At 59.9% G+C, this 12,604-nt stretch carries 11 protein-coding genes and 1 pseudogene; 7 read left to right on the forward strand and 5 right to left on the reverse strand.

The features are described 5' to 3' along the window. The first annotated feature begins 203 nt into the window (after positions 1-203). The 3 genes from serC to HMPREF3011_RS03805 all read left to right on the forward strand — a co-directional run bounded on the left by serC (position 204) and on the right by HMPREF3011_RS03805 (position 3,607). Positions 204-1,340: a phosphoserine transaminase gene (serC, locus tag HMPREF3011_RS03795; protein ID WP_070841161.1), complete on the forward strand. Its 1,137-nt coding sequence runs from the start codon at positions 204-206 to the stop codon at positions 1,338-1,340. 221 nt (positions 1,341-1,561) lie between these two features. Beyond that, positions 1,562-2,686, forward strand: a complete 1,125-nt coding sequence (gene sepH / locus HMPREF3011_RS03800; protein WP_038626410.1) for a septation protein SepH — start codon at positions 1,562-1,564, stop codon at positions 2,684-2,686. Between the two features lie 15 nt (positions 2,687-2,701). Then, on the forward strand, positions 2,702-3,607 hold the full coding sequence (locus tag HMPREF3011_RS03805; protein ID WP_070560171.1) for a DUF6928 family protein: 906 nt from the start codon (positions 2,702-2,704) through the stop codon (positions 3,605-3,607). A 3-nt stretch (positions 3,608-3,610) separates the two neighbouring features. Here HMPREF3011_RS03805 and HMPREF3011_RS03810 read toward each other — a convergent pair whose 3' ends face one another. The 3 genes from HMPREF3011_RS03810 to HMPREF3011_RS03820 all read right to left on the reverse strand — a co-directional run bounded on the left by HMPREF3011_RS03810 (position 3,611) and on the right by HMPREF3011_RS03820 (position 6,858). Beyond that, entirely contained in the window at positions 3,611-4,483 is an 873-nt protein-coding gene (locus HMPREF3011_RS03810) for a TrmH family RNA methyltransferase (RefSeq protein WP_049180904.1), read from the reverse strand. Between the two features lie 9 nt (positions 4,484-4,492). Next, a complete protein-coding gene (locus HMPREF3011_RS03815) occupies positions 4,493-6,007 on the reverse strand; it encodes an NCS2 family permease (RefSeq protein WP_070841162.1) in 1,515 nt (504 codons plus the stop codon). A gap of 158 nt (positions 6,008-6,165) precedes the next feature. Continuing rightward, the gene (locus HMPREF3011_RS03820; RefSeq protein WP_239393054.1) at positions 6,166-6,858 is read right to left on the reverse strand and encodes a DUF3027 domain-containing protein; all 693 of its coding nucleotides are present in this window, start codon (positions 6,856-6,858) and stop codon (positions 6,166-6,168) included. A 23-nt stretch (positions 6,859-6,881) separates the two neighbouring features. Between HMPREF3011_RS03820 and HMPREF3011_RS03825 the strand changes: the two genes are divergently transcribed. Both HMPREF3011_RS03825 and HMPREF3011_RS03830 read left to right on the forward strand, forming a co-directional pair. Then, a complete protein-coding gene (locus tag HMPREF3011_RS03825; RefSeq protein ID WP_070841163.1) occupies positions 6,882-8,000 on the forward strand; it encodes a glutaminyl-peptide cyclotransferase in 1,119 nt (372 codons plus the stop codon). Positions 8,001-8,077: 77 nt separating this feature from the next. Further along, on the forward strand, positions 8,078-8,617 hold the full coding sequence (locus HMPREF3011_RS03830) for a DUF2771 family protein (RefSeq protein ID WP_239393053.1): 540 nt from the start codon (positions 8,078-8,080) through the stop codon (positions 8,615-8,617). A gap of 71 nt (positions 8,618-8,688) precedes the next feature. On the opposite strand, the gene HMPREF3011_RS03835 is transcribed toward HMPREF3011_RS03830, so the two are convergent. Next, the gene (locus tag HMPREF3011_RS03835; RefSeq protein WP_038626424.1) at positions 8,689-9,120 is read right to left on the reverse strand and encodes a cold-shock protein; all 432 of its coding nucleotides are present in this window, start codon (positions 9,118-9,120) and stop codon (positions 8,689-8,691) included. Between the two features lie 870 nt (positions 9,121-9,990). Between HMPREF3011_RS03835 and HMPREF3011_RS03840 the strand changes: the two genes are divergently transcribed. Beyond that, complete coding sequence (locus tag HMPREF3011_RS03840; protein WP_038626426.1) at positions 9,991-10,611, forward strand: transglycosylase family protein; 621 nt, start codon at positions 9,991-9,993, stop codon at positions 10,609-10,611. A 316-nt stretch (positions 10,612-10,927) separates the two neighbouring features. Here HMPREF3011_RS03840 and HMPREF3011_RS03845 read toward each other — a convergent pair whose 3' ends face one another. After that, positions 10,928-11,116, reverse strand: a complete 189-nt coding sequence (locus HMPREF3011_RS03845) for a hypothetical protein (protein WP_016423317.1) — start codon at positions 11,114-11,116, stop codon at positions 10,928-10,930. Between the two features lie 74 nt (positions 11,117-11,190). Here HMPREF3011_RS03845 and HMPREF3011_RS03850 point away from each other — a divergent pair. Further along, positions 11,191-12,604, forward strand: a pseudogene (locus HMPREF3011_RS03850) (hypothetical protein); the annotation flags it as partial.

Here is a 12,604-nt window from a genome sequence, read left to right on the forward strand (position 1 = left end):
TCAACGCCAACAAAACTGGAAAAAATTCTTCGCAAACTTTGCAAATACGTCAATCCACCCTGTTTTGTTATGCAAAGTACGGAAGCGGGGGCAATTGAACCCCACCCTTTTGCGATAAGTACCCCCGATTACCGCTAGAGTTTGAAGACAACGGCTGTATATCAAGCTTCACTTTGAATACACTTTGAAAGGTTGCGCCTCATATGAGCGATCAATTCCCAGTCCTCCCTGAAGAGTTCCAGCCCGGCGACGGCCGCTTTGGCTGCGGTCCGTCGAAGGTTCGCCCGGCGCAGATTCAGGCAATCGTTGACGGCGGTACCTCTATCATGGGTACTTCCCACCGTCAGCCGGCAGTGAAGAACGTTGTTGGTGACGTTCGCGAGGGTCTGGCTGAGCTCTTCCAGCTTCCGGAAGGCTACGAGATTGTCCTGTCCCTCGGCGGCGCAACCGCTTTCTGGGATGCTGCCACCTTTGGGCTCATCGAGAAGAAGTCCGCTCACCTGACTTACGGTGAGTTCTCCTCCAAGTTCGCCAAGGCCTCCAAGATGACTCCGTGGCTCGACGCTCCGCAGATTATCGAAGCAGAGCCGGGTTCCGCACCTGAGGTTGTCGCTGGTGAAGAGGGCGTTGACCTTATTGGTTGGGCTCACAACGAGACCTCCACCGGCACCATGGTTCCGGTCACCCGCCCGGCAGGCTCCGAGGGCCAGCTCGTGGCTATCGACGCCACCTCCGGCGCCGGCGGCCTCCCGGTCGACATGTCCCAGGCTGACGTCTACTACTTCTCCCCGCAGAAGTGCTTCGCTTCTGACGGCGGTATCTGGTTGGCTGCAATGTCTCCGGCTGCCATCGAGCGTATTGAGAAGATCAATTCTTCCGACCGTTTCATCCCGGCTTTCCTGAACCTGCAAACTGCCGTTGATAACTCCCGCAAGAACCAGACCTACAACACCCCGGCCGTCGGTACTTTGCTGATGCTGGCTGATCAGGTCAAGTGGATGAACGCCAACGGCGGCCTCGACGGCATGGTCGCTCGCACCACCGAGTCCTCCTCCCACCTCTACAACTGGGCTGAGAACCGCGCGGAGGCAACTCCGTTCGTCACCGATGCTGCGAAGCGCTCGCTGGTCGTCGGCACCATCGACTTCGAGGACAACATCGACGCCGCACAGATCGCCAAGGTTCTGCGCGCCAACGGCATCCTCGATATCGAGCCGTACCGCAAGCTGGGCCGCAACCAGCTACGCATCGGTATGTTCCCGGCCATCGACCCGGAGGACATCCGTCGTCTGACTGGCGCTATCGACTGGGTTCTGGACAACGGCTACGCTGCCAAGTAATAGCAGAGCAGCTAGCAGCATGGCAGCTGCCAAGTAGCGGCATGGCCACTGCAAAGTAACGCCAAATTAGTCGCAAAGCAGCCGCCTTTTACCGGCCTCAGCCGCTTAACTCCCGCGCCACGCGCAAGGGCATTGCCCCAATTGTCCGTGACGCGGGAGTTTGTCGTTTACCATGATTAGTGAGCATTACTTATGACGTCGACCAACAAGGAGGTTCTCGCATGAGGGAGCTGAAGCCAGTTCTGGACGGCGATGTGACCGATTCACTGATTCTCGTTCCCGCTGATATCACCGAGCAGGAACGGCAGGAGGGACTTCGCTTCACGCTGCCTCTCGACGAGAACCTGCGCACTTTCCTGGTCGAGCACTTCGAGCTCGCCGATGCCACCGGTTCCCCTGCTGCAGCTGATTCCGCATCGCTTGCCGACGGATCAAGCACCACCACCGCCACTGCCAGCGGTAGCTCTGGGGAGAGTGCTACCGCAGAGAGCGGTTCCACCGACGAAAGTTCCACTGGTGGCAGCACAGCGGACGCCACCACTGCAAGCGGCGGCTCGGCCGAAGGCAGCGAGGTGGCTGACAACTCCGGTGCGTCAGGCGGGGCACCGAAAAAGACTCCAACGGCGCCGAAGCCAGTTCTGGAAGAGCCTCGTGTCGTTTTGTCGCCGCGCGAGATTCAGGATCGCATTCGCAGCGGCCAGACGGTCGAGGAGCTCATTGAGTACAGCGGCATGCAGCCGCGCAAGATTGAGTCCTTCGCCTACCCGGTGCTTGCGGAGCGCGCACGTATTGCGGAGCTCGGCAAGCAGTCAAAGCCACGTCGCATTGATGGCCCGGCCAAGTTGTCCTTGTGGGAGATTCTCGCCACCGCTTTCGCCGCCCGTGGTCAGGAACTCGCCGATGCCTCGTGGGATGCCTACCGCGACCCGAGCGGACAGTGGATTGTGACGGTTACTTGGAATGTCGGCCACACCACCAACGTGGCCGAGTGGAGTTACCAGGCGGAGGGACTTTCCGCGCTCACCATTGCTCGCAATGAGCTGGCAGCAGAGCTGATTGACCCCGACTTTGCCCGCCGCAACCGAGACTTGGCTCCGCAGGCCAATCGAGCTGCTGATACCGCGGATACCTCTGAGATGCCAGCCGCATGGCAGTCTTCGGCGGAGCCGCAGCGAGGCCACGGGGAGCAGGACGTTCCGTCGCAAAGCGACGCCGACGACGATGTTGACGAGGCGGAGTTCTTGCAGCACCCGGACGCGGAGCAGCCGAAGCGCAAGAAGAAGACTGTCATGCCGTCGTGGGAGGATGTGCTTCTCGGCGTACGTCCGAACGGCCCGAAGAAGTAGGAGTTTTCCTCGACAATGAGCTCCATGACCAGTGGCAACGCTTCTGATTTCGAATTCTCCGCGATTCGCCGCGGTGTAGTCACGATTTGGTTTATCAGCACCAATGACCCTGCTGCAACCCTGGAGACAGGTGTTCAGCATGACCGCGGTTTCGGGCGTCGTTTCCTAGCTCTCTATGATTCGACGCTGCCGGTAACACCGATTGGTGATTTCCCGCTCAACCGCTCGGCGGAAACCGGTGACGGCGAATACTACATCGGCGGCTTTGAAGGCGTTGCCGTACTGCAGACGGTTCTCGACGATGTCTCGCAGCTGTCCAAGCTGTCGCCTCGGCTGCGCCAGGAGATTGCCGCCACGGACGTCTACGCGAGTGTGTCGAATAAATCCACGGGCTTCGGTGCCTTTGCGCATTGGCACGATGGTGAGCTCAAGCGCGCTTTCTCCGCTACTCGCTACCGCACACTGGAAGACATCGGTCTTCCCTGCCCCGCAGAGGGCAGCTTCTGGGCGGGCAAGCACCGCCCAATACCCGACGCTTCCGAAGGTACGGCTTCACGTCCACGCGAAGGGGTCGGTTTGCCGTTCATTCCGACAGAGCTTGCCGACGCCGTCATCACCGACTGGCTTGGATTCGACCCGCATTCGCCCGCTACAGATATCCCTGTTAGTGGTTTTGCGGTCGATGGCCGTCGTGCGGCTCCCGGAACTTCGTATTCGACATCTCGTAGTCCGCGCGGGCTAATGAGTGAGCCGGGTTCCTCCGAGTCTGGCGCAGAGCTTGACCGCGCCTACGACGACTACGAAGTTCACAACGCAGAGCCGAACCGAGACTTTCTGGAGGAGCTCAGTCGCTTTGGTGCTAAGGCCAAGAACTTCGCTGGCCGCACCTGGCAGCGGGCGCGAGGCAAGTTCGGGAAATAGTTTCTACTGCCCTGCGCGCTGCGACTGAACGCGTAGTCGCTCGTAGAACGCAATCGCTGCGGAGGTAGCCACATTCAGGCTGTCAGTTCCCGGTGACATGGGAATGCGGGCACGCACATCGGTGGCTGCCATCGCGTGCTCGGTAAGTCCCTGCCCCTCAGCACCAACGAGAATCGCGACCTTGTCCGTGTCCATGGCATCCCACAGGTCCACCGTGCCCGCAGGGGTCATCGACACCACGCGGAAGCCCTGCTCTTTGAGCTGGTCCAGGCTTCGCTGCCAGGTGGTCGTAGTACCGGGCAGAGTCGCAAATGGGACTGTCAGCACATGCCCCATGGAAACACGCACGCTGCGGCGATACAGCGGATCGGCGCAGGCCGCGCCGAAGACAACCCCATCCACGCCCATGCCCGCCGCGTTACGGAACAGAGCCCCGATGTTCTCGTGGTCCCCAACACCCTCCATCACAGCCAAGGTGGTTGCTCCACTCAGAACTTGGTCCACCGAAAGCTCCGGCGCGCGGTCAGCGGTGGCCAGCAGGCCACGGTGAAGATCAAATCCGGCCGCTGCGGCCAGAACCTCGCGGTCGAGTTCAAACCAGGGCACAGCTTCCGCAATATCGGCCTCGCTCGCGGTCAGTCCGTCGGCAAGCAATGCGAGCTTCTGGCGAGTACCAAAGACTGCGCGGAGCGGAAAGCGTGAGCGCACTAACCGCGGCACAATGAGCGTGCCTTCGGCGATGACCAGGCCCTTCCCACCGGGCAAATCGGGGCGGGAATCGGACTTGTTGAGGTTGCGGATGTCATCGAGACGGCTGTCGGCGGGATCGTCGACGACGATGGGCGCAAAGCGTTCGAGGGATGTGGTGGTACTCATGGAAACTCTTTAGCCGCCCAGCAGAGCGGTGAACGGATCGGCAGCGAAGTAGATGACGAACAGGCCGGAGACAATCCACATCAGCGGGTGCACGGACTTGGCACGACCCGAGAAGATAGCCATCGCAGCAAAGGTGATGAAACCGATGCCGATACCATTTGCAATCGAGTAGGTAAATGGCATGGTGACAATAGTCAAAAATGCCGGCAGTGCGATGTCAAAACGGGTGAAATCAATCTCGGTGATCTGCCCAATCATCATGGCACCGACGATGACCAGCACAGGCGCGGCAGCCTCGATGGGCACGATTTCATAAAGCGGGGTGAAGAACATCGCCGCTAGAAAGAGGATGCCGGTGACAATGTTGGCAAGGCCAGTGCGTGCACCATCGGCGATGCCCGCTGCGGAGTCCACAAAGACAGTGTTCGACGAGGAGCTGACTGCACCGCCGACGATGGCACCGGTGCCTTCGACAACCAGTGCGCGCTTCATGTCCGGCAGCACACCGTCTTCATCGACAAGTGCGGCCTGCTTGCCCAGACCAGTCATCGTGCCCATGGCATCGAAGAAGTTAGCCAGGACCAAAGTGAACAGCAGCATGGTGGCGCTGAGGGCACCGACGCGGGCAAAGGAGCCGAAAAAATCCACAGCGCCAACGAGGGACAAGTCCGGCATACCACCTACACGGTCCGGCAGAGTCGGCACCGCGAGATTCCAACCGGTCGGCACTGGCTTGCCATCAGCGAAGGAGGGGCCCGCATCCGTCAAGGCCTCGACTGCGAGCGCAATGATGGTATTCAGCACGATGCCGATAAACAGGCCGCCTGGAATATTGCGGACAACCATGATGCCGCAGATAATCAGCCCGAGGACGAACACGGCGGTCGGCCACGAGGCAATCTGGCCATTGATGCCGAGCTGCACCGGAACAGTCGTGCCCGCGGCATCGGGAATACGGCGAACCAGGCCACCGTCGACCAGACCAATCATGGCGATGAATAGGCCGATGCCCACACTCATCGCGGCCTTCATATCGGACGGAATCGCGTGGAAGACAGCTGTTCGGAATCCGGTCAGCGCCAGCAGCACGATAATCACGCCGTCCAGCACGACCAGGCCCATCGCTTCTTCCCAGGCCAGCCCCTCGTTAGCAACGAATGTCACGGCAACCCCGGCGTTCATGCCCAGGCCCGTCGCAATGCCGAAGGGGTACTTGGCAAAGAGACCAAAAGTAATGGTCATGACGCCCGCGGCGAGCGCGGTGACAGCGGCGACCTGCGGTATCCCCAGGCTATTGCCGTTGACATCCTCGATATTGCCGAGGATCAGCGGGTTGAGCAGAATGATGTAGGCCATCGCGAAGAAGGTCACTACGCCACCGCGAATCTCGGTTACGGTCGTCGAACCGCGCTCCGTGATGTGAAAATAGCGGTCCACTGCTGAAAGATGGCTCCCCGACCGTGCAGGCTTGGAGTCCTTCGCCTCATCTGAGGATATTGCAGAGGTGGACGTACCTTTGTCCATTTTTTATGCCTCTCTAGAGTCTCTTTACTATCCGTGTCACGTGTTGATCCGTGTCAAAGCGGAATTTTTGTGCCGAAAGCCGTAACGGTGCAGTCTCTGGGGCCACGGTGGCGTCGAAGCTGCACCGTCTTCGTCATCGCGTTTGCCTAGGCGGGAAGCTACAGGTGCGAATCCTGGTAGGGTTCCGCCACCGGTGCGCCCTGCCCCGTTACTTCCGGGATAGCTGAGTGAGCACCGCAGCCGTGGTCAAAGCTTACGGCCGTGGCATCGAATGTCCATTCGTTGACACACACTCCCCAGTTCTTACCGAGCGGCCCGGTCAGCGGGACCATAAAGGCGCAGGTTCGGCAACGGTGCAATGCTTCCCGAGCAAAGTCACTCTCGGGGCCGGTATCGCCCTCTACCCAGCGCTGATCGGTATCTTCCACACCATGCGCCGACAACGTGCGGGTCTGCAAGTCATCGCCGTCGAGTCGCTCATCTCCCACTGCAGCCGGCAACAGATCGCGCGGACCGAGGTCACCGGGGCGCAACCGCTCCTCGTAAGGAACCCATTCGGGCGCCTGCAGCGCGGTTTCGCCAGGGACAAGAGCCACTTCACTGACCGTCGCCTGTTGAGTGCCTGGCGCGCACGCGACCACCACATGCCACTCCCAGCCCCTATATCCGGGCAGGTCAGCCGCAAAACGATGCACCGCAACGCCCTCGCCTACGACACTTACACCGGTGTGCGCGCCGGCAGGCCCCTCCCCGAGCTCTTCAATCGCGGTACGGGCGGTGTCGACCGCCTGGTGATTCATCACCTTCCCCCGTCGGCGGCTGTTTCGGGAACGTCGTCGGTTTTCAGTCACGTTTCCTATCCTAGAGTGAAGCTATGGACAGATTCCCGTCGGGCGATGCAAAACCCGCCCGCTCTTTTCACGCATCACGCTTTACGACGGCCCGAGCTGCCATCCTCTCAGTAGCAACCGCCGCCCTGTTGGCCGGTTGTGCGGCTGAAACTGGTTCAGGTGGCAATCCCTCAGGCGAGGCCCCTTCTAGTGGAGCTAGTGCGGACTCGAACTCCGGCACCGCCCCGGGATCGACTTCGGCATCGGTTAATCCCTCCGAGCTGGTCGGTGCCGATAAGGTGCCGGGGCTCGGTGACGTTCCGACACTGAAACTGACCATCGAGCAGTCCCATCCTGTCTTGGCTCCGCCACTTCCCACGGAGAAGAATGTCGCTGCGCCTTTTGTCCAGGGACTTGAGTTCGAACCCGATGGTTCTTTGTTGATGGGCACCGGCCTCTACGGTGAGTCCCAGATTTACCGATTGCCGCAGTGGCTCGACAACTCTGCGGCCGAGCCGACCAACGTGGAAGATTTGCAGCCTGACCTCTTCGGCGAGGGCATCACCCGCCATGGAGATACTGTGTGGCAGCTGACGTGGAAGGAAGGACGCGCCATAGAACGTGACGCGGCTACTCTCAAGCAGCGTCGCGAGGTTCCCTTCGACACCGAGGGCTGGGGCGCGTGCTCCTTCGATGACACCATCGTGACCTCCGATGGCAGTGGCACCCTCACTTTCCGCTCCCCTGATGACCTCTCGCCCCTGCGTCAACTGCCCGTCACTGCGGCAGGCACGGAGACAACGTGGCTCAACGAACTCGAGTGCGTCGCTGTCGACACCGACGTAGATCCGGAGGGCTCGAGCGATTCACACGGAACGAACACCCCGCAATCGCACCGCGAGATTTGGGCCAACGTCTGGCAGAGTCCATTCATCTACCGCATCAACCCAGAAGACGGAAAGGTCACAGGCATCGTCGATGCCACCGAACTCTTCCGCGACCTGTACGCGCAGCTCTCTCCGGCAGAGCAACAGAGTGTTGATGTGCTCAACGGCATTGCGCTGATGCCGGATTCTTCGTCTACCTCGCCCAATGGAACCCGTCAGTTCCTGCTTACAGGGAAGAAATGGCCCACAGCCTACCGTGTTACCGTGAGTGAATAGCAGTATCTGGCCCGAGAACGGCTAGTGTGACTGAACGTAGCTTCAATTCCGTTACGAATGTCGGGAAGTGAGAGTTGATGGGATCGAGTAGGCGCCGCTGGCAACAGAATAGTAAGGCGTTCGTGGTTGTCGGCGCTATTGTCGTGGTGGGTCTTGTCGTCACCGGCATCGTCCTTGCTGTCAATAAGTGGACCAACCAGGCAATCGACGACCCACACGCGCTGTCCATCGAGGTCAACCAGGACGGCGAAACCACAGAGGTTCTTCCCTACCGCGTCTGCGACCTCTTTGAGAAGAATGCCTGCACCACGACTGAGGCCAACGCCGCCAAGATCTCCCTGGGCGAGCAGGAGACGGCTGAGGTTAACGTCGGCTCCACTGTTGGCTCTAACTCCTGGACTCTGCAGCGCTTCTTCTCCGACGATGCGGTCAACTCCACCTCTCGCAAGGATCCGGGCGAAGCCACGACCGAGACCATCGCTGGCTCCGCAGCTGTTGCCGGCAAACGCACCCCACTCGGGGTCGTGGAGGTTTCCACCGCGCTCATCGGAAAGAACTCCGAGGGCGAAGAGACCACCTACGGTATTACTTGGTCGATCGTCAACGAACCGTCGTAAAGCACAGCAAAACGCCCGCTCACTGAGGTTTTCCACTTTCATGAGCGGGCGTTTTCACGTCTTCTAACGACTTACGAGTCCAGCTCGCGCGCGACCGCACGCAGGACTTCAGCCATCTGGTGGCCGTCCTTACGCTCCGGGTAACGCCCGGCGCGCAGGTCACGCTGCACCGTCGACTCCAGCATGGAAATCATGTCCGAAATCATGCCGTTGAGATCGCTGGGGCTGTACTTCTTCGCTTGACGACGGGCACCTGCGCCCCCCCCTGCCCCGCCACGGCGGTGACGGGCACTGCGCGGTCCCTCGTCGAGCACCTTGATCCGGAGGGCCTGTGGGCCTGGGCGGCCGTCAGCGTAGTCGTACTCCAGGCGCTGACCAGTTACAAGCTCTTCCACGCCTTTCGGCAGCACGTTCTTGCCGATGTAGACATCTTCACCGTCCGGATTCGACACGAAGCCAAAACCGCGATCCTTGTCGTACCACCTGACCTTACCGATGGGCACTTTCCACCTAACCTTCCCGTGCCCTACGACTGGGGGCACTCAACCTCGTTCCCCTTGGGCAGCGGTGACTGCCCTTCGGGGTCTTCGGATCGGAGATGCAATTCTTCCGCACTCGCCACCGTCCTCGCACGCACAAACGGCCAGAGTTAGAGGCTCGATTGAGGCGAGCTTGGCCAGACAGGACCGCGAGGATATGCCGGGCCGGGCGCTGTCTTAATGGTGTTCCTTTAATTAAGGTGCGACCAAAACGGGACGCACTCCAACCGGGAACACATTATTTATTACTGCTTACTAGTGCGAAGTGGCGGCAGCGGTAGCGGCGTGCATGTGCACGTCACCTCCGATTACCTAAAGAACTCAATTATACCCATAGATGGGGACATAAAGGGAAGATGGATTTGTGGGAAGCGAGCACCCTCGCGGATTGACGCACAGAGACTGCAACGAACTGCCAGCGTTGGTTCTTCTTGGCTATCTCTTATGGCCTCTTTTTCAAGTGCCGGAGGCGCGCCAAAACAGGAAAAATAACAAGACGATAACGTGAGCTTTATCACATTATGATGTTTTAACTTACACATCACCACTAACAGTCACATCTCCTACCTGCAGTTTCACCTACTTTTATCCATATTTCCAACCTGCGCTCAAAATTAAGAATCCGGCGGTTCGCGTGACTATTTCGTTACCAACCGCTACGGTGTGCAATCGACACGTTTAACGGACGAAGTCGCATAGATCGCCTTCATCTCACTCCAGTGCGATGACATCGGCCCGCTACCAACAACGTGAAGAACTTTCCATAAGAGTGAGATGGGGTTGCATTAGCCCCACTGGCGCCACAAAGAAAATCGACGAAAAGGAAATTTTCATATGGCTCGCCACGCAGCTAAGACCAACACCTTCGCTTCCACTTCGGCAAAGGTTGCACTGACCGGCGCAATCCTCGGCGCCGGTGCCGCTATCTTCGCACCGACCGCTTCTGCAGCTCCAGACTCCGACTGGGACCGCCTGGCACAGTGTGAGTCCGGTGGCAACTGGCACATCAACACCGGAAACGGCTACTACGGTGGCCTGCAGTTCTCCGCAAGCACCTGGAACGCTTTCGGTGGTAACGAGTTCGCTTCGACCGCTGATCAGGCTTCCCGCGAGCAGCAGATTTACGTTGCTGAGAAGGTTCTGGCTCAGCAGGGTTGGGGCGCATGGCCGGCTTGCTCCGCAAGCCTGGGTCTCTCTTCCGGCCCGACCGATCGTCCGCACCCGAGCCAGGGCGTCGCTCCTGTTCGCGCACAGGCCGCTCCGGCAGCTGCTGCTTCCGACTCCAAGACCGACCTGATCCAGCAGTTCGCTGACCGCCTCTCCAACGTCGACAGCCTGTCCGACGCCCAGGCACTCATCGCTGAGTTCCGTGCACTGACCGGTCAGATTGAGCTTCCGCAGGAACTGGTCGCAGCCATTCCGTTCGACCTGTCGAAGCTGCAGGGTCTGATTTAAGGCTTTCGAGCTAGCCAGCTCATCACAGTAGCCCCGAGGGTGATTCACCTTCGGGGCTACTATTTGTCTTCAACAGGTTGGCGGTACCGGCCCAATGTAAGTTACTGCCTGCGTGAGTTACTGCCTGCGTTTATGGCTGGCGACCGCGTGCCAACGCGAGTTAGTGACTGCGTTTATGACAAAAAATGGCCCGAAAAATGGCTTGAAAGTGTCATAAACTCGCACAGTTTCATATTTGAAGCCCGCAGCCACGACTGAACTAGCAGTCACGGCTGCGGGCCTCCTGCAGATCTAGCTCTGCTAAAAATATAAAAGATTACTTGTTAATCACCGTGGTCGGGTGCACGTAACCCAAAGTCTCCGGATCAACCGGAAACTCAATGTCGCCGAAAGGCGAATCTGCACCAGCGTGGTGAGCAATCAATTCAGTAACAGCGTGCTGACCAGGCTCGAGGTCCTTCGGCCAGCCGGGATCGACATAGGATTTCTTTGCAACGTTAGCCATGCTGAGATTATCCCAAAAATTTTCTCCCCAGTCACCTTCTCCCCTCCTTAAACCTCACTAAAGTGGGGATTGTCATGACTAGCACCACCCCCTTTGCACTCTTTTCCGACTGGCTGGCAGGTCAACCAGACCAATTTGTGGGCACTATCCTCAGCAATCGCCCCGATGCGCTGTCGCCGCCGCCGAAGTCTTCCCAGGTGCTAGCGGCAAGGCTCCAGCTCCGCGCTTCTGTCTCCCGCGCGCTGACCAAACTGCCCGCACTGGAGCTCGCCTGCATTGAGGCTGCCGCTGACCTCGGTGCCGACGCCGAACCCGTCACTGCGGACGCCCTCATCGACTACATTCTCGACTTACTCTCTCGAGCAGAGGTTCCCGCCAATCAACGGCCCACGGCCGCACATATTCGGACAGGCCTCGATACCCTGCGCGCATACGGACTCATCTGGGGAAACGGCGCCGGCCCACGCGGCACTTTCACCGGCAAGTCCACCCGCAAGAAGCCTCTGCCCTGGCAGGACTACTTCTGTCTCAGCGATGAGGTCGCCACCTCGTTGCCACCCGGCTGGTATCTTCTGCCCAATCCCGATGGCCCCAGCCGCAGCCAGCTACGCACGGCACTCACCAAGGTCACAGACAGGCAGCAGCGTCTCCTGGACACCCTCGCCAACTCCGGAGGTCTCGGCGTCACAAAGGACGCTCATCCGGATGCCGACCCCTCGCTGCCGGTCCCAGCGCTCATCAACGCCGGCCTGCTCGAACGCATCGACGAGGGCACCGTCCGTCTACCCGCCACCGTTCGCGCGCTTATGCGTGGAGTCGGGCTTGCCGACGACGATGTCCCCCTGCGCCCCGAAACCCCCGCTACCCATGTAATTGCCAGCGGTAACGACCGTGCTGCCGCCACCGCCTGGGAAACTTTGCGACAGGCGACTGACCTCCTGGACCTACTGGGAACCAACCCCGCACCGACCTTGAAAAACGGTGTCATCGGAGTGCGGGAAACCCGCAATCTCATCGAGGAGCTCGGTGTCGACATCTCGGAGCTGGCTCGCGGCGTGGCTAACCTCGGTGCAGCGGGCCTGGTTCATGTCGGCACTCCGCATCCGCTGCCACTGCACGACACCGGTGGTGACTATTTCGCACCCACGCTGGCAGCCGACGGCTTCCTCGACGCCGATCTGGTTGACCGGTGGGTGAGCTTGACAGTCGGCACTCGCACTAGCGACGCAGCGCCCTGGCGGGTCGACCAGCTCAATGAGGAAGGCAAGCGCATTGCTCTGCTCTCACCTCAAACTCGGCTCTCCGGGGTACCGTCAATCCGGGAAATGGTGCTGGCCTGCTGTGCGCAGGTGGCGTCGTCGGCAAGCGGCAACGACGTCGTTGCTCTGACTGACCTGCGTGAATGCGCCGCCTACTACTACCCCATCACCAACGCGAGGTGCACGGACGAGACTCTCAGTGGCGTGGTCGACGAGCTGGTCGCCCTCG

Origin of the sequence: Corynebacterium sp. HMSC074C04 (assembly GCF_001838295.1) — a bacterium.
Classification (GTDB): Bacteria; Actinomycetota; Actinomycetes; order Mycobacteriales; family Mycobacteriaceae; genus Corynebacterium; species Corynebacterium amycolatum.